The following is a 17,141-nucleotide window of genomic DNA, read 5'->3' as shown; positions in this document are numbered from 1 at the left end:
AGATGTGTATAAGAGACAGGCCATGCCGCCGGCGATCCCCGGTCTCATGCCACTGGCGGCAGGTGGGCGATATGCTTGTCGAGCGTGACCGGATAGTCGCGCACGCGCACCCCGCTCGCATTGTAGATCGCATTGGCAATCGCCGCGCCGACTCCGCACAGGCCGAGCTCGCCGACGCCCTTTGCCTTCATTGGCGATGAAGTCGGATCGACCTCGTCGAGGAAGATCACGTCCTGGTGTGGGATGTCGGCATGGACCGGCACCTCGTAGCCCGCGAGATCGTGATTGACGAAGAAGCCGAAGCGCGTGTCGACCGCGAGCTCCTCCATCAGCGCCGCGCCCGCACCCATCGTCATCGCGCCGATCACTTGGCTGCGCGCCGATTTCGGGTTGAGGATGCGCCCCGCCGCGCACACTGCGAGCATCCGGCGGATGCGGACCTCGCCCGTCAGGCTGTGGACCGCCGCCTCGACGAAATGCCCGGCGAAGGTCGATTGCTGATAGGTCTTGCTCAGAGTGCCGTATTCGATCGCGTCCTCGGCGACGAGGCCGGCATCGCCCGCCGCTTCGGTCAGCGCGACGCTGCGGTTGCCCGAGCGCACCTTGCCGTCGGCGAAAGTGACGTCGGCCGAGTTGAAGCCGAGCTTCTGCGCGATCGCCTCGCGCAATTTGACGCACGCGGCATAGACGCCCGCGGTCGCATTGTTCGCGCCCCATTGCCCGCCCGAGCCAGCCGAGACAGGATGGTCCGAATCGCCGAGCTGGACGACGACCTTGTCGACATCGACGCCCATCATCTCCGCCGCGGTCTGCGCGATGATGGTGTAGGTGCCGGTGCCGATATCGGTCATGTCGGTCGAGACGGTGACGATACCCTTCTTGTCGAGCGCGACCCGCGCCGCCGACTTCATCGCCATGCTGTTGCGGAAGCCCGCCGCGACGCCCATGCCGACGAGCCACTGGCCGTCGCGGCGCTGTGCGGGCTTGGCGCTGCGCTGCTTCCAGCCGAAGCGCTCCGCGCCCTGTTCGAGGCACTGGACGAGCTGGCGCTGCGAGAAGCGGCGCTCGGGCTTTTCCGGGTCGACCTGCGTGTCGTTGGCGACGCGGAAAGCGATCGGATCCATGCCGAGCTTCTCGGCCATTTCGTCCATCGCGATCTCGAGCGCCATCAGCCCAGGCGCTTCGCCCGGCGCGCGCATTGCATTGCCCTCGGGCAAATCGAGCACCGCGAGCCGCATCGACGTCAGACGATTGGCACCGGCATAGAGCAGCCGCGTCTGGCTAACCGCGGTCTCGGGGCCACCACCGGGCAGATCGCCCGATCCGCTTTCGTGCGCGATCGCGGTGATCTTGCCATCGGCGCTGGCGCCGATGCGGATCCGCTGGATCGTCGCGGGGCGGTGTGTCGTGTTGTTGATCATCATCGGGCGCGTCAGCGTGACCTTGACCGGACGACCCGCGGCCTTTGCGCCGAGTGCCGCCAGGATCACGTCGGCGCGGATGAACAGCTTGCCGCCGAAACCGCCACCGACATAGGGCGAGACCAGCCGGACATTGTCCTTGGGAATGCCGAGCGTCTTCGCGACGTCGCCCTTGCTCCAGGCGATCATCTGGTTCGAGGTGTACAGCGTGACCTTGTCGCCGTCCCACTTGGCGGTGGTGGCGTGTGGCTCCATCATCGCATGGCTGTGATCGGGCGTGGTGTAGGTCGCGTCGAGCTTGACCGGCGCGCTGCCGAACGCCGCGTCGAAATCGCCAATCTTGGTGACGGGCGGCTTGCCCTTTTCGCTGTGGAGCGGCGCGTCTTTCAATTCCTTCTCGAGATCGAACCGGCCCGCGGTGCGCGCGTAATCGATCACGATCAGCGCCGCGGCGGCACGCGCCTGCTCGAACGTCTCCGCGACGACGAGCGCGACGGCCTGGTGATAATGGTCGATCTCGGGCCCACCGAGCAGCTTGGCGGTGTTGAAATTGCCCTTGCCGAGCGGCCCTGCGCTCTCGGCGGTGACGATCGTCAGCACGCCAGGTGCGGCCTTGGCGGCGGTCATGTCGATCCGGCTGATCCGCCCCTTGGCGACCGCCGCGCCGACGACATAGCCGTACGCCGGATTGGCGACGACGTCGTGGCGCTCATAGGCGTAGGGCGCGGTGCCGGTGGTCTTGTACTTGCCATCGATGCGATCGATCGGCTTGCCGACATGCTTGAGCTGATCGATCGGGTTCTGGCCGGCGGGTGTATCAAACTTCATGGCGTTCAGCCCTTCGCTTCGATCAGGGCCGCGGCGAGCGTGCGCTCGACCAGCGTGACCTTGAAGGCATTGTCGTGCGTCGGCTTGGCGCCGGCGAGCAGCTTGGGCGTCACCGCCGCGGCGCCTTGCGGTAGTGCCGCCTCGGCTGCCTCGACGCGCCATGGCTTCGGCGCAATCCCGCCGACCGCGACGCGGCCCGAGCCGTCGCGCTGGACGATCGCGGCGACCGAAACGAGTGCAAAGGCGTAGGACGCGCGGTCGCGCACCTTGTGATAGATGTGCGTGCCGCCGATCGGCTTGGGCAGCGTGACCGCGGTGATCAGCTCGCCGGGCACCAGCGCCGTCTCGATATGCGGCGTGCTGCCGGGCAGCGTGTAGAAATCGGCGATCGGGATAGCGCGCGCGGCACCATCGGGACGGACCGTTTCGACCGTGGCATCGAGCAACCGCATCGCGACCGCCATGTCGCCGGGATAGGTCGCGATGCATGCGTCGCTCGTCCCGATGATGCCGAGTTGGCGGCTGAACCCGCCGATCGCGGCGCAGCCCGAGCCGGGCTTGCGCTTGTTGCACGCCTGGTTGGTGTCATAGAAATACGGGCAGCGCGTCCGCTGGAGCAGATTGCCCGCAGTGGTCGCCTTGTTGCGCAACTGGCCGCTTGCGCCCGCGACGATCGCGCGGCTGAGCACGCCGTAATCGCGCCGCACGCGCGCATCCGAGGCGAGATCCGAATTGCTGACGAACGCGCCGATGCGCAAGCCCCCGTCTTTGGTCTCCTCGATCCGGTCGAGTTTCAGGTCCTGCACGTCGATCAGATGCGCCGGGGTCTCGATCTGCAGCTTCATCAGATCGAGCAAGTTTGTGCCGCCCGCGATGAACTTGGCATTCGGGGTGCGGGCGACCGCAGCGGCCGCTTCGGCGGGCGATGTGGCGCGCGCATAGGTGAACGGCTTCATGCGTTTGTCCCCGCAACTTCGCTCATCGCGTCGAGAATGTTCGAATAGGCGCCGCAGCGGCAGATGTTGCCGCTCATCCGCTCGCGCATCTCGGCGTTGGTGGCGCGCGGCGCGTCGGTGAGGCTGGCGGTGACATGGCTCGGCGTGCCGGCCTTGATCTCCGCTAGCACCGCGACCGCCGAACAGATCTGCCCGGGGGTGCAATAACCGCACTGATAGCCGTCATGCTTGACGAACGCCGCCTGCATCGGATGCAGATGATCGGGCGTGCCGAGCCCCTCGATCGTCGTGATCTTGTCGCCCTGGTGCATCACCGCGAGGCTGAGGCACGAATTGATGCGCTTGCCGTCGACGATCACGGTGCACGCACCGCACTGGCCGTGGTCGCAGCCCTTCTTGGTGCCGGTCAGATGCAGATGCTCGCGCAGCGTGTCGAGCAGCGTCGTCCGCGTATCGACCTCGAGCGTCTGCTTCTTGCCGTTGACGGTGAGCGTCACGGGCATCGTCATGGGGCGCTCCTGTTGTGCCGCGACCGGCGCCGCCGCTGCCGGGATCGCGGCCAGCCCCGCCGTCATCGCGCCGCCCACCAGGACGCCGCGCCGCGACACCTCTGTCTCGCTCTTGATATCCACCGCACGTCCTTCTTGTGATCAAATGGCCACGCAGCCATTGCGCCGCCAGCGTCGATTTACGGCGCCAACCTGTAATCCGTCGCGACCGAACGCTCAACCGGTCGCTTTGGTTCACGCTACAGACAGGAATCGGTGCGGCAAGGTCAAGTGTCGCTCGACAGTCCTTCGAGCATCGTCTCGATCACGCCGAGCCGCGCCATCGCGTCGTCCTGCGCGCTGCGGAGAAGCAGCCGGTCGCCCTTCACCTCGAGCCCCGCCGCGTCGCCGGCGAAATCGTGCCGCGGCGTCAGCGCGATCGCCGCGGGGCCGGCGTCGATCCGCGCGATCCGCGCACCGAACGCGAGCACGCGCAATCGCGCGACCGCCAGCAAGGCATGCGCCTCGGGTGGCAAACTCCCGAAGCGATCTTCGAGCTCGGCCTCGAACGCGTCGAGCGCGGCCATCTCGCTCAGCCGCGACAGCCGACCGTAAAGCGCGACGCGCACATCGTCCTCGGGGATCCAGTCCAACGGAAGATTGCCGGCGATGCCGAGATGAAGCTCGGGCGTCCAGCGCTCGACATGCTCGCCACGCGCGGTGCGAAGCGCCGATTCGAGCAGGTAATGGTACAGATCGACGCCGATCAGCTTCATGTGCCCGGCCTGCGCATCGCCGAGCAAATCGCCCGCGCCGCGCATGTCGAGATCGCGCGCGCTTATCGCGAAGCCGGCGCCAAGCTTGTCGAGCGCTTCGAGCGTACGCAGCCGCTTGAGCGTCGCTTCGGCGACCTTGCTCTCGGGGTCGGTGAGCAGCAGGATCTGCCCGCGCCGCCCGCCGCGCCCGACGCGTCCGCGCAGCTGGTGGAGCTGCGACAGGCCGAAGCGGTCGGCGCGCCAGACGATCATCGTGTTGGCGCGCGGCACGTCGAGCCCAGCCTCGACGATGTTGGTCGCGAGCAGCACGTCGCCATCGCCGTTCGCGAAGCTCACCATCGCGGTGTCGATCTCGGCGGCGGGCAGCTTGCCGTGCGCTTGCCGGATCGTGAGGCCGGGAACGAGCGCGGCGAGCCGTTCGGCCATCGGCGCGATATCCTCGATCCGCGAGACGACGACGAAGCTCTGTCCGCCGCGTTCGCGTTCGCGCAGCAACGCGGTGCGGACCGTGACGGGATCGAAGCTGCCGACGCTGGTGCGGATCGGCTGGCGCCGTGCCGGGGGCGTGGCGATGACCGAGACCTGTTGCAGCCCGATCAGCGCGGCCTGCAAGGTGCGCGGGATCGGCGTCGCGGTCAGCGTCAGCACATGGCCATCGGCGTTGAGCCCGCGCAGCTTGGCCTTGTCGGCCGCGCCGAAGCGCTGTTCCTCGTCGATCACGACAAGGCCGAGGTCGCGATAGGCGACGCCCTTGGCGGCCACTGCACCGGTGCCGATCACGATCGCGATCGATCCGTCGGCGAGGCCGGCCTTGACCGCCTTCTTCTCGGCCGGGCTCGACAGCCGCGACAGGCCGGCCACCGCGAGCCCGGTCGCGGCGAAGCGCTTGGCGAACAGTTCGAGATGCTGGCGCACCAGCACCGTCGTCGGCGCGGCGACGACGACTTGCTTGCCCGCCAGCGCCGCGATCGCGGCGGCGCGGAGCGCGACCTCGGTCTTGCCATAGCCGACATCGCCGACGACGAGCCGATCCATCGGCTTGCCCGCCGCCAGATCGGTGCGCGTCGCGGCGATCGCGCGCGCCTGGTCGGGGGTTTCGGTGAAGGCGAACTCGGCGGCGAAACGCTCATAGGCGTCGACGTCGGGCTCGAGCACCGCTGCGGTCTTGCGGTCGCGTTCGGCGGCGAGCGCGGTCAGCCCGCGCGCACTCTCGGCGACCGCGGCGTCGATCGCGCCGCGGCGTTTCTCCCAGCTCGACCCGTCGAGCGTGTCGAGCGCGACCGCGTCCTGGTCGGCGCCATAGCGCCAGATGCGGTCGGCATCCGCGACCGGCACCAGCCGCCGGCCCTCATTGGCATATTCGAGGACGATCGCGTCGCCGCCATCGGCATCGACCCCGACGGGCTCGATCCCTGCGACGAGCCCGATCCCGAAATCCTCGTGGACCACGACATCGCCGATGCGGATGTCGCCCATGTCGCCGCGCAGCGCCGCCGCGGCATCCGACGGCGCATGCGTCGCCTGGACGCGGCTGCCGAGCAGATCGGCTGCGGCGACGACGCTGAGTCCGGGCGCTTGCCAGCCATGGTCGATCGGCATGTCGAGCATCGCCGCACTGCCCGGTGCGAGCGTCGCGACCTCGGCCCAATGGCTGATCTTGGTAAAGGCGATGCCCTGCGCCTTGGCGAGGCGCGGCGCGAGGAAACGGATGTCGCGCGCCGCGCCGAGCAGGACGAGCCGGTCCCCCTGCGACAGCGCCGCCTTGGCGAAGCGCGAGAAAGCGCGACCCGCCGCCTTGCGCTCGACGAAGCGCGGGACGGGCTGTTCGTCGGCGGCGGCGACCGCGATGATCGTGCGCCCTTTCAGCGCCTTGTCCCAGCGCTTCCGATCGACGATCGGCAGCGTGTAGAGACAGCGCGCCTTGGCGGCGCTGGTGGCAAGGCCGACATAGCGATCGCGCCGCGCGGTTCCCGCGGGGTCGATCGCGATCACGGCGTCGGGCGCATGGTCGAACAGCGACTCCCAGTCGGCGCCAAGCGCTGGTTCGGACACGCGGCCAACCTGGATCGACTCGATCGGCTCGGTGCCGAGCTGCGAGATCGGGTCGTAGAGCCGGATCGCGCTGATCGCTCCCTCGACGATCTCGATGCGTACGGGGGCGACCGCGTCGGCGGGGTACAGGTCGACGACTTGCCCGCGCATCGCCATTTCGCCGGGCTCGTCGACCCGGTCGTCGGCGACATAGCCGATCGTGCCGAGCATTTCGGCAAGCGCCGTCATGTCGACATGGTCGCCGACCCGCAGCGTAGGTGGGGCATCGTCGAACGCCGGGGGCGGGGGGTAGGCCGCGGCAGCCGCCTCGGCGGTGGTGACGAAGGCGACGCGCTGCTGCTCGGTCAGCGCGACGCGCCACCGGCGCAACGCGGCGATGCGGCGGCCGACATTGGTGGGGGAGGCGGGCGCGGTGTCGCCGGGCAGAGCGTCGCTCGACGGACTGTGCACCACCAGCAGATCGGGCGCGGCGCAGGCGAGCGCTGCGGCCACCGCCTCGGCGCGTTGTTCGTCGGTCGCGATGTAGAGAATGTCGTGCGTTGCGGCCGCTTGCGCGAGCTTGGTCGCGACAATTCCGATCGCCGCATCACGCTCGGTCTGGCGCGCTTCAGGCGCTGGCGGATTGGCGTCAGCGAGCAGCAAGGGGCTGTTCCGACACGGGGATCACGGCACCCGCCGCACGCTTTGTCTCGCTCATGATCGGCACGGCATCGCGTCAGTCTCTCCCAGCGTCAGGAGCGTCCTAACGGGCGGAGACACGATTTTGGTCCCGCGAAAAGCACAGCTTTCTTCGGGAATTAACTTCGATCAGGAAGAACGCTCGGCTGCGTGCGCGCCGGTTTCGGTCGCTGGCTCTGCTGCAGGACCCGGCGCGAGCTTCTCGTCGCCAGCGAAGAGCCGGTCGAGCCGCCGACGTGTCGTGCGGTCGAATTCGGCCTTCGATACGGTCGACGGGCGCGACAGTTCGAGCTCGTCGGCAATCGCCGCCTTGATCCGCGTCACGGCATCCTCCTGCAGGACGCCGGCCTTGACCAGCTCGGCCGAGAGCTGGAGCAAGCCGACCGCGGTGGCATGCGCGCGCAGTCCGACGAAACCGATGAGGTCATGGACTTCCTTGCCGGCTCTCGTGTCCATCGTCACTCTCCTAGGATGGGGGTCTTGCCCGCTACGGCCGCCCGTTTGCCGGTCCATCCTCTGCTCTTTTCGGGCGACCGCAAGCGCAACCGGCTCGTCTTGACGCGTGGGTGCGCCGCCCGATCCCTGCTGCCCGCTTCCTGCCGCGGCGTCAGCGCGCGTGGTGCGCGTGGAACAGCCGGCCGCCTTCGACCCAATAGACGATCGCCAGCACGACCAGCCCGATCGCGAGATAGCCGATCGCCAGCGGATAGGTCGTGCCGTTATACGATTGTCCGATCAGCGACCCGACGATGACCGCGCCGACGCTGGTGATGAAGCCCTGGATCGACGACGCCGTCCCGGCGATATGCCCGACGGGCTCCATCGCCATCGCGCCGAAGTTGGAACCGCACAGGCCGATGCACGTCATGCTCAGCGCCTGGAAGACCATATAGGTCAGCAGCGTTTCGAAGCCCGCCGCGATCACGCCGAAATGCAGCACCGACAGCGCGATGAGGCCGAGCAAGGCGGATTGTGAGATCAGCCGCGTCCCGAGCCGTTCGACCAGCCGGCTGTTGGCGAAGGCGGCGCACCCCATCGAGAAGGCGCAGATCGCGAACAGGATCGTGAAGCGCGTGCCGGCATGGAATTCCTCGACGAAGATCTGCTGCGCCGACGACACGAACGCGATGATCGCGCCGAAGGTCATCGACGCCGCCACCGCATAACCGGCCGAATAGCGGTTGGTCAGCGTCAGCCGATACGCCTGGCCGAGCGACGCGAGCGACAGCGGCGAGCGCCGCTCGACCGACAGCGATTCGCCCAGCCGGAAGAAGGTCCAGCTCAGCACGAACGCGGCGAAGGCGGCGAGCGCGTAGAAGATGAAGCGCCACGGTCCGAACGCGAGCAGCACTTGTCCGATGCTGGGCGCCAGGATGGGTACGAGGAAGAAGATCATCTGCGCGACCGACAGTGTCCGCGCCATCTGCCGGCCCGAGAAGCGGTCACGCACGATCGCCACCGCGAGCACGCGTGTCGAGGCCGACATCAGCCCCTGCAGGAAGCGCGCGCCGAGCAGCGCCGCGAAGGTCTGCGACCCGCCCGCGAACACGCTCGCCCCGACGAACCCGAGGAGCGAGATCAGCAGTACCGGCCGGCGTCCGTAGCGATCGGCGAGCGGCCCGTAGACCAACTGTCCCGAGCCGAAGCCGAGCATGTAGATCGTGATGATCCACTGCCGCTGATTCGCGGTGGCGATCGCCAGGCGATGGCCGATATCGGCGAGCGCGGGGAGCATCAGATCGACGCCCAGCGCATTGACCGCCATCAACGCCGCGACAAAGGCGACGAACTCGCGCTGCGACATGATCCGGGCGGGCGATGTGTCAGACATCGCTGCCGCCTAGGCCGAACCGGCGCGCAAGACCATCCGTTCGTTCGATCGCCGCGCTTCCCGTCCGCTCTACGCCGATCGGATCGGGATCCCGGGCAGCGCCTTGGCGGTGCGGATCGTCAGCGATGTCTTGACGCTCGCCACGTTCGGCGCCGGCGTCAGGTGCGTCATCAGGATTTCCTGGAAGCTCTTGAGATCGCTCGCGACGATCTTCAGGATGAAGTCGATCTCGCCATTGAGCATATGGCATTCGCGGACCTCTGGGATCGTCGCGACATGCTCTTCAAACGCGGCGAGATCGTGCTCGGCCTGGCTGCGCAGCGATACCATCGCGAACACCGTGATCGGGAACCCGAGCGTTGCTGCATCGATCTCGGCGTGATAGCCGCGGATCGCCCCGGCTTCCTCGAGTGCGCGGACACGCCGCAGGCACGGCGGTGCCGTCAGCCCGACGCGCTCGGCCAGTTCGACATTGGTCATCCGTCCGTCGTCCTGGAGCAATTCCAGAATACGCCGGTCGATCGAATCAAAGCTCATTACGTGCAGCTCCCCCGCGACGCGTCTTTCGCGTCGCATGCTCTGCCCCCAGCATAAGATAATTGCCGGCGAACGCAATTGTCCCACAATGCGACGCCTCGAAATCTTGGGCTTCCACCGAGTCCTCCCCCCGGTTAAGAAATTCTTACGGCGCGATGGGCGACCACAGGGAACGATCCGACTTGCGCTTCGACGACAGCCTCGACACGGTTCTTTCGGCAGACATGTCGACGCCGTTCGGTGCGCAATCGACGTGGCGGCAGCTGGTCGATCTGATCGGTCGCGGGCGTGTTGCGGCAAGCGACGTTGCCATCGCGCGGCTCGCGTCGATCCGGCGCGACGTCCCGCCGCCGATCCGCGCGGCGAGTGCGCGCGCGCTGGCTTTTGCCACGCCGCCCGCCGCCCTGGTGGCTTTCTTCGCCCAGGACGAGCTCGCCATCGCCGGACCGATGTTGCGCACTGCCGATTTGTCGACCGATGAGTGGGCCGCGATCCTTCCCACGCTGTCGCCGGCCGCGCGCTCGGTGCTCCGCCACCGCCGCGATTTGGCGGACGGCGTGACGCGCGCGCTGCAAAGCTTCGGAAGCGTCGATTTCGTGCTCGGCGCGCCCGAACCCGTCGCGGACGTCGTTGCGCCAGCCCAAATCCCGGCGCCTGCGGAGATCGTAGCGCCTATCGCCCAGCCGATACTCGAAGCCGAACCCGAGCCGTTCGCCATTCCCGAGACGATCGCGCCCGTCTCGCCCTTCCTGTCGATTGCCTCGGTTGCCGCATCGATGCCGCTCGTCGCCGAGGCGCGGCGCCGCGCCGAACAGGCGAGCGAAGGCGGTTCGATGGCACCGCCGAGCGCCGATCCGAAGCCCGACAAGCCGCAATCGGGCACTTTCCCGATTGCCGAGCTCGTCGCGCGGATCGACGCCTATCAGCGCAAGCGCGCCGAGGCGCCCGCGCCGCCATCGCTCGAAATCCAGCCCGAGCCGTTCGTCCCCGCGGCACGCCAGGCCGAGACCTTCCGCTTCGAAACCGACGCCGCGGGCGTGCTGCGTTGGGTCGAAGGCGCCGCGCGCGCCCCGCTGATCGGGTTGACGCTCGATCACGGGGCGATCGGATCGCAGGTCGATGGCGTCGCGTCAGGCGCCTTCCGGCGCCGCGCCGGCTTCAGCGACGCGCGATTGGTGGTCGATGGCACGTCCGATGCGGCAGGTCCGTGGCGGATCACCGGGATCCCGGTGTTCGACCGGACGACGGGCCGCTTCACCGGCTATCGCGGCAGCGCGCGGCGCCCGCGTGCCGACGAAACCGCCGAGCCGACGCGCGAGGCGCGCAACCCCGCCGCCGACGCGCTGCGCCAGCTCGCGCACGAACTGCGTACGCCGACCAATGCCATCGCCGGCTTTGCCGAGATGATCGAAGCGCAGATGCTCGGGCCAGTCCCGCAGCCGTATCGCGAACAGGCCGGTGTGATCCGCAGCCAGACGAGCGGCTTGCTCACGGCGATCGACGATATCGACATGGCCGCGCGGATCGAGACGCACGCGCTCGACTTGCGCGCCGCCGATCTCCCGCTGGCACCGCTGCTGACGCGGATCGCCGATGATCTCGCGCCGCTCGCGACGCTGCGCGGCACCGTGCTCGAGCTGCAGGTCGACGATCCCGCCCTGGCGATCCTCGGCGATGATCGCGCGGTCGAGCGGCTGATCGCGCGCTTGCTCGCGACGCTCGTCGCAGCCGGCGGCGCTGGCGACCGGATCGGTGTTGTCGCGAGGCGCGATGATGGTGCGGTCGTGATCGTGTTCGATCGGCCCAAGGCGCTCGCCGCCTATGCCGAGGAAACGCTGCTGACGATCGACGCCGAATCCGAGGCCGATCGCGCCGACCAGTCCGGCGGTGCACCCTTGCTCGGGACCGGGTTTGCGCTGCGGCTCGCGCGCAATCTCGCCGTCGAACTGCGCGGGAGCCTGACGCTCGGCGACAAGAGCTTGACTTTGCGCCTTCCGGTCGCCTTTCCTGCCGATATGGAGCAGGTTTCCAGCAACTGACCGTGGCTGCAAGCGTGCCACCCCCCGGGTGTCGCCCGCGCGCGCCCGAGTCGCGCGATCGCGTGGCGTGGCCGTCGGCGTTCGGCACGCGCTTCATCGTGCTCGTCGATACCGAGGAAGAGTTCGACTGGAACGCCCCGCTGGCGCGCGATGCGCACGGCGTGTCGGCGATCGCGGCGCTCCCCGCGGCGCACCGCCGCTTTGCCGATCACGGCGTACCGCTGACCTATATGGTCGATTATCCGATCGCGACCGACGCCTACGCGATCGCGACGCTCGCTGGCGTGCTCGAGGACGGGGTGTCGGCGGTCGGCACGCAATTGCACCCGTGGGTCAATCCCCCGTTCGACGAGGCGCTGACGCCGTCGAACAGCTATGCCGGCAGTCTGCCCGAGCAGCTCGAGGCGGCGAAGATCGATGTCCTGACCGACGCGATCGCGGCGGGAACGGGAACGCGGCCGATCGCCTATCGCGCCGGGCGCTACGGGATCGGGCCGAACACGCTGCGGCTGCTCGCCGAGCGCGGCTATCGCATCGATAGCTCGATGCGGTCGGGCTATGCCTATAGCGGCGATGGCGGCCCCGATTTCGCCGAGATCGGCAACGCCGCCTTCCGCACCGGCCCCGACTCACAGCTGGTCGAGCTGCCGTTGACGACGATCCACACCGGCTGGCTGCGCGGTGGCGGGACGCGGCTGTATCGCGCGCTGGGCGCCGTGCCCAAGGGGCGCGGGCTGTTCGCGCGGGCTGGGTTGCTGTCGCGGGTCTCGCTGACGCCCGAGGATATGCCGCTGCGCGATGCGCTCGAGGCGATCGCGGTGGCGACGGGAGAGGGCCTTCGCTTGCTCAACTTTGCCTTCCACTCGCCGTCGCTCGCGCCGGGTCACACACCCTATGTCCGCGATGCGGCTGACCTGGCGCGATTTTACGCGTGGTGGGACGCGGTGCTGACGGATCTTGCGCGGCGCGGGGTGCAGGCGGCCTCGCTCGAGGATGTGATTGTCGCTGCGGGCTTGCCAGCTTCGGGGGCAGGGCGCTAACGAGCGCGCGGGGGGCCTGTAGCTCAACTGGTTAGAGCTGGCCGCTCATAACGGCTAGGTTGCGGGTTCAAGTCCTGCCGGGCCCACCACATTCACTTTTCACAGCTTCCATACCTCTGCAGATCGGCGCGATTCGCCGAGAGCGGAACGCTGCTTTGCTTCTCATCAAGCGACAAGCAGAATCTGGGGGTATCAAAACTCTTGGGGGTATGAGCCGGGGTATCGCTTGCGAAAGCGGGGGTATCGCGCGGCGCGTGCCAACCGCGCGCGGAGCGTCACTATGACGACCGCCGTCGCACTCCAGCGCACCGTCGTCGACCTGATCAACGAATATGCCGAAAAGCACGACGCCATCGATGCAGCCATCGCCGATCACGACGCCGCGTTCGACCGCCTCGGGATGGCGGCAACAGTGCAAGGCACCTTCGTCGAGCCGGTCGGCAGCAAGAGCTATCTGCGCGCGGACGATCTCCGCCGGAACCTGCTTCGCTCCGGCTGGAAGGCAATCTATGCGCGCCTTCAGATTGATCGCGTCGCCAGCGCCAAGGACAAACAGCTGTTCGAGCGCACGATCGCCGCGCCGCCGCCGCTGACGATCGAGAACGCCCGCGCGACCTTCGGCGACTATTTCGAGCGCCCGCACTTCCACATCCTGCGCGGCCTGGCGGAGGTCTTCGCCGATCTCGACCCGGCCTATAAGTCGCACTCGAAGGTCCGGATCGGGGTGAAGGGGCTGCCGAAGCGCATCATCCTGAACGGGTGGGGCGAATACAGCTACGGCTATGCCCGCGACAAATTCCGCGACATCGTGAACGCTCTTGCCGCCTACCAGGGCAAGCCGCATTTCGAGCATGTTGAGATGCAGGCGATCTCGGTGTTTCACGATCGCGGCGAGGATGCCGAGCTCGACGGCGCGGCCGTCACCCGCACCGATCGCTACGGCAAGCAGGAACAGTTCCAGACCGTCGACCGCGGCATGACGATCCGCAAGTTCGCCAACGGCAACGCGCACGTCTTCTTCTCGACGTGGACCTTGCTCGACATCAACCGCGCGCTTGCCGAATTCTACGGCGAGGTCCTGCCCGACGCCGAGGATGACGACGCGCCGGTCCGCGCGGGCACCGCGGTCGCGAAGGACCTGCAGTTCTACTGGTCGCCGAGCCCGGTGGTCGCCGCGGCGCTGGACTATGCCGATATCCCGGAGCGCAGCACCGACCGCTGGCGCCAGCCGCCGCCAGCATATCGCGTGCTCGAGCCGTCGTGTGGGGATGGTCGGATCCTCGACGAGCTTCGCGCGCGCGGCTGCTCGGCGCTGGGCTTCGAGGTGGACGCCGCGCGTGCTGCGCAGGCGCGCGCCAAGGGGCACGCCGTGGTCACCGGCAACTTCCTCGACCAGGTGCCGACCGCCGACTTCGATCGCGTGGTGATGAACCCGCCGTTCTACGGGCGGCACTATGCCAAGCACATCCGCCACGCGCTCAAGTTCCTGCGCCCGGGCGGCGAGCTTGTCAGCATCCTGCCCGCGACTTCTCGCTATGATCACGACGAGCTGACCGGCGAATGGCGGGACCTGCCGGTCGCAAGCTTCGCCGAGGCAGGGACGAACGTGCCGACGGTGATGCTGCGGATTCGGGTGCCGGCTGAAGCTCGGGCGATCGCGGCATGATGCGCGGCGAAGCCCAGGAGCCGATTCCGTTCGGCGCGCAGGTGCTGTGCCGGTGCGGCAAGGTGTCGCTGGCGAAGCCGGAGATCGCCAACGGCACTGCATGCGCCCGGCCGCGCTACGCGGGCGAGAAGCCAATCTACCGGAAGGGCGAATGCGTCAGCGTCGAGCCGATCGAAGGGCTCGGCGCGCGCGATCTTCACGCCATGGCGAACGCGCCACTCATGGACGCGAACCGCGTGTTCCTGCCCGCTGGCAAGCTCACGATGGCGGAATACCGCGCGCGCGTCGCCGCCGACCTATCCCCCGCATCGAACCAAGGATCTGCTGAATGAATGCGACCACCGGATTTCTGGCCGCGACTGGCCTTTTCATCGATGGTTTCGCGGGCGGCGGCGGCGCGAGCACCGGCATTGCCCAGGCGATCGGCCGCGATGTGGATATCGCGATCAACCACAGCCCGAGCGCGATCGCGATCCACAAGGCAAACCATCCGACCACCGAGCATTTTTGCCAGGACATCCGCGCGGTGTGGCCGCTGCAGGCCACGCGGCTGCGCCCGGTCGCCGGTGCCTGGTTCTCGCCCGACTGCAAGGAATATTCGAAGGCCAAGGGCGCGCCGGTCAAGAACCGCCACATCCGCGCGCTCGCCGGTGAAATCGTCGGCTGGCTGAAGGATGTCCGGCCCACCGTCGCCTATGTCGAGAACGTCGAGGAATTTGAATACGCCGCGCCGCTCGACGGTCACGGCGTTCCGCTGCCCGATCAGAAGGGTAAGGAGTTCAAGAAGCTCGTCAAGAGCTGGCGCGCTCAGGGCTATCGCGTCGAGTGGCGCGTGCTGCGTGCCTGCGATTACGGCACCCCGACCAGCCGCAAGCGGCTCTACATCATTATGCGGTGCGATGGGCTGCCGATCGTGTGGCCGAAGCCGACGCACGGCGCGCCGGGCTCGCCGGGCGTGCGCAGCGGGAAGCTGCTGCCGTACCGCACCGCGGCCGAATGCATCGACTGGTCGATCCCGTGCCCGTCCATCTTCGGCCGGTCGCGCGAACTCGCCGAGGCGACGAAGCGCCGAATCGCCGCGGGCGTGGTGCGCTATGTCATGCAGCGCCGCCCGTTCATCGTCGACGGCAAGCTGGCGCCGCACGTCACCAAGTTCCACAGCGGCAGCACCGGGTCGCCGATCGACAAGGAGATGCCGACGGTCACCAGCAATGGCAACCCGGCGCGGCCGGCGGGCGCGATGCCGCTCGGTCTGGTCGGCGCGCACTTGGAGAAGTTCAGCGAGAACAGCCGCGGCAAGTCGCCGGGGGATCCGCTCGACACCGTGATGGCGGGCGCGACGCGGCACGGCGCGGTCGAGACGTTGCTCGCGCCGATCATCACCTATGGCCAGCACGGCGGCTTGAACCGCTCAGCGGAGGATCCGCACCACACGATCGCGGCGTCGAAGAAGGACACGAATGGCGTCGCCGCGGTGTTCCTGTCGAAGTTCGCCACCGGGAACGACGCGACCAGCCTGGACGAGCCGACACAGACGATCGAGAGTAAGTCGAAGCACGCCGAGGTCGCCGCGTTCCTGTCGACCTTCAACGGCAGCAACACCACCGGCGGGGGCGGGGAGGCCGAAGCGCCCCTGAAGACCGCGCGCGCCGGCGGGCAGCATCATTCGGTCGTCGCCGCGCACATGGCGCAGTTCAACAGCAACCCGGACGGGTCGGTGAACGCCGGGCACGACATGCGCGATCTGGTCAGCACCGTCGCGACGCGCGGGCCGCATCAGGGCGTGATTGAGACGACGCTGATCGAGGAAGGCGCGCTGCCGCCGGAACTGCTCGAGCGCGCGGTCATGACCGCGGCGTTCTTGGTCAAATATTACGGCGAGGGCGGCCAGCACCAGACGGCCGACCGGCCGCTCGACGTCGTGACCACCAAGGCACGCTACGCGGTCGTCACGGTGACGATCGACGCGGTGACCTATGTCATCGTCGATATCGGCCTGCGGATGCTGAAGCCGCGCGAGCTGGCGCGCGCGCAGGGCTTCCCCGAGGGCTACGTGCTCGACCCGATCGTGCGGAAGTTCGTGCGCGGAAAATGGGTCGAGCAGCGCCTCACCATCGCCGAGCAGATCAGCGCGATCGGCAACAGCGTCTGCCCGCCGATGGCGCGAGCGCTGGTCGCGGCCAACCAGCCGGGGATCGTGGATATGAGGATGGCAGCGTGACCTGGCCGTTCGGCGACTTGCAGCCGTTCCGATACGGCGTGATCCTCGCCGACCCACCGTGGCGTTTCGAGAATTACAGCGCGAAGGGCGAGGCCAAGAACCCGGTCGCGCACTATCCCTGCATGCGGATGCCCGAACTGCTCGCGCTGCCGGTGAACCATCTCGCCGCGCAGGACTGCGCGATGATCATGTGGGCGACCGCACCGATGCTGCCCGAGGCGCTGCAGCTGCTCGCCGCCTGGGGCTTCGAATACAAGAGCATGGGCGCGTGGGCGAAGCAGTCCAGCACCGGTCGGAAGTGGGCGTTCGGGCCGGGTTATGTCTATCGCTCTGCGCTCGAGCCCTACATCGTGGGCACGCGCGGCAAGCCGAAGGTGCGATCGCACTCGGTGCGCAACCTGATCGTCGCGCCGACGCGCGAGCACAGTCGGAAGCCGGACCAGATGCATGCTGATGTCGAGGCGCTTTACGACGGGCCGCGCGCGGAGCTTTTCAGCCGGCAGCGCCGCCCCGGGTGGGACGCCTGGGGCAATGATATAGCCTGACTCATTGAGGAGCCGGAAAAGAGGTTGCGTTGTGGTCCGGAAGCGATTCATGTTCCAACATGA

At 68.0% G+C, this 17,141-nt stretch carries 13 protein-coding genes and 1 tRNA gene; 7 read left to right on the top strand and 7 right to left on the bottom strand.

All coding sequences use genetic code 11. The features are described from left to right. Nucleotides 1–44: 44 nt before the first annotated feature. The 7 genes from paoC to QN347_RS16015 all read right to left on the bottom strand — a co-directional run bounded on the left by paoC (nucleotide 45) and on the right by QN347_RS16015 (nucleotide 9,567). A complete protein-coding gene (gene paoC, locus QN347_RS16045) occupies nucleotides 45–2,249 on the bottom strand; it encodes an aldehyde oxidoreductase molybdenum-binding subunit PaoC (protein WP_322163150.1) in 2,205 nt (734 codons plus the stop codon). 5 nt (nucleotides 2,250–2,254) lie between these two features. Beyond that, nucleotides 2,255–3,205, bottom strand: coding sequence for an FAD binding domain-containing protein (locus QN347_RS16040; RefSeq protein ID WP_133188929.1), 951 nt, complete (start codon nucleotides 3,203–3,205; stop codon nucleotides 2,255–2,257). Further along, a complete protein-coding gene (gene paoA, locus QN347_RS16035; protein WP_189675059.1) occupies nucleotides 3,202–3,837 on the bottom strand; it encodes an aldehyde dehydrogenase iron-sulfur subunit PaoA in 636 nt (211 codons plus the stop codon). Before paoA ends, QN347_RS16040 begins: the two co-directional genes overlap by 4 nt. 143 nt (nucleotides 3,838–3,980) lie before the next feature. Further along, nucleotides 3,981–7,163 (bottom strand): helicase-related protein, encoded by a 3,183-nt coding sequence (locus QN347_RS16030; protein ID WP_322163152.1) that lies wholly within the window; start codon nucleotides 7,161–7,163, stop codon nucleotides 3,981–3,983. A gap of 165 nt (nucleotides 7,164–7,328) precedes the next feature. Further along, entirely contained in the window at nucleotides 7,329–7,655 is a 327-nt protein-coding gene (locus QN347_RS16025; protein ID WP_322163154.1) for a hypothetical protein, read from the bottom strand. A gap of 151 nt (nucleotides 7,656–7,806) precedes the next feature. Further along, complete coding sequence (locus QN347_RS16020; RefSeq protein WP_322164192.1) at nucleotides 7,807–9,003, bottom strand: multidrug effflux MFS transporter; 1,197 nt, start codon at nucleotides 9,001–9,003, stop codon at nucleotides 7,807–7,809. Nucleotides 9,004–9,099: 96 nt separating this feature from the next. Further along, nucleotides 9,100–9,567, bottom strand: a complete 468-nt coding sequence (locus tag QN347_RS16015; RefSeq protein ID WP_133188921.1) for an Lrp/AsnC family transcriptional regulator — start codon at nucleotides 9,565–9,567, stop codon at nucleotides 9,100–9,102. A gap of 182 nt (nucleotides 9,568–9,749) precedes the next feature. Between QN347_RS16015 and QN347_RS16010 the strand changes: the two genes are divergently transcribed. From QN347_RS16010 to QN347_RS15980, 7 genes are all read left to right on the top strand, one after another. Further along, nucleotides 9,750–11,606 carry a histidine kinase dimerization/phospho-acceptor domain-containing protein gene (locus QN347_RS16010; protein WP_322163156.1) on the top strand — a complete coding sequence of 619 codons (1,857 nt, stop codon included), beginning with the start codon at nucleotides 9,750–9,752 and terminating at the stop codon, nucleotides 11,604–11,606. A 62-nt stretch (nucleotides 11,607–11,668) separates the two neighbouring features. After that, nucleotides 11,669–12,646: a polysaccharide deacetylase family protein gene (locus QN347_RS16005; protein WP_322163158.1), complete on the top strand. Its 978-nt coding sequence runs from the start codon at nucleotides 11,669–11,671 to the stop codon at nucleotides 12,644–12,646. A 12-nt stretch (nucleotides 12,647–12,658) separates the two neighbouring features. Further along, nucleotides 12,659–12,735 (top strand) — tRNA-Ile (locus tag QN347_RS16000). Between the two features lie 191 nt (nucleotides 12,736–12,926). Beyond that, nucleotides 12,927–14,312 (top strand): DUF4942 domain-containing protein, encoded by a 1,386-nt coding sequence (locus tag QN347_RS15995; protein WP_322163159.1) that lies wholly within the window; start codon nucleotides 12,927–12,929, stop codon nucleotides 14,310–14,312. Continuing rightward, complete coding sequence (locus QN347_RS15990) at nucleotides 14,309–14,644, top strand: hypothetical protein (protein WP_322163161.1); 336 nt, start codon at nucleotides 14,309–14,311, stop codon at nucleotides 14,642–14,644. Before QN347_RS15995 ends, QN347_RS15990 begins: the two co-directional genes overlap by 4 nt. Then, on the top strand, nucleotides 14,641–16,533 hold the full coding sequence (locus QN347_RS15985; protein WP_322163163.1) for a DNA cytosine methyltransferase: 1,893 nt from the start codon (nucleotides 14,641–14,643) through the stop codon (nucleotides 16,531–16,533). The genes QN347_RS15990 and QN347_RS15985 overlap by 4 nt, the downstream gene beginning before the upstream one ends. After that, nucleotides 16,530–17,078: an MT-A70 family methyltransferase gene (locus tag QN347_RS15980; RefSeq protein ID WP_323494153.1), complete on the top strand. Its 549-nt coding sequence runs from the start codon at nucleotides 16,530–16,532 to the stop codon at nucleotides 17,076–17,078. Before QN347_RS15985 ends, QN347_RS15980 begins: the two co-directional genes overlap by 4 nt. Nucleotides 17,079–17,141: the final 63 nt, after the last annotated feature.

It is taken from the genome of Sphingomonas sp. 10B4 (genome assembly GCF_035019905.1).
GTDB lineage: Bacteria > Pseudomonadota > Alphaproteobacteria > Sphingomonadales > Sphingomonadaceae > Sphingomonas > Sphingomonas glacialis.
This window is presented reverse-complemented; position numbering and strand designations above follow the sequence as displayed.

Excerpts from the sequence above, each read along its gene's own strand:
- paoC (WP_322163150.1), bottom strand. The coding sequence starts at position 2,249 with ATGAAGTTTGATACACCCGCCGGCCAGAACCCGATCGATCAGCTCAAG.
- QN347_RS16020 (WP_322164192.1), bottom strand. The coding sequence starts at position 9,003 with ATGTCGCAGCGCGAGTTCGTCGCCTTTGTCGCGGCGTTGATGGCGGTC.
- QN347_RS15995 (WP_322163159.1), top strand. The coding sequence starts at position 12,927 with ATGACGACCGCCGTCGCACTCCAGCGCACCGTCGTCGACCTGATCAAC.
- QN347_RS15985 (WP_322163163.1), top strand. The coding sequence starts at position 14,641 with ATGAATGCGACCACCGGATTTCTGGCCGCGACTGGCCTTTTCATCGAT.
- QN347_RS16025 (WP_322163154.1), bottom strand. The coding sequence starts at position 7,655 with ATGGACACGAGAGCCGGCAAGGAAGTCCATGACCTCATCGGTTTCGTC.
- QN347_RS16040 (WP_133188929.1), bottom strand. The coding sequence starts at position 3,205 with ATGAAGCCGTTCACCTATGCGCGCGCCACATCGCCCGCCGAAGCGGCC.
- QN347_RS15990 (WP_322163161.1), top strand. The coding sequence starts at position 14,309 with ATGATGCGCGGCGAAGCCCAGGAGCCGATTCCGTTCGGCGCGCAGGTG.
- QN347_RS16015 (WP_133188921.1), bottom strand. The coding sequence starts at position 9,567 with ATGAGCTTTGATTCGATCGACCGGCGTATTCTGGAATTGCTCCAGGAC.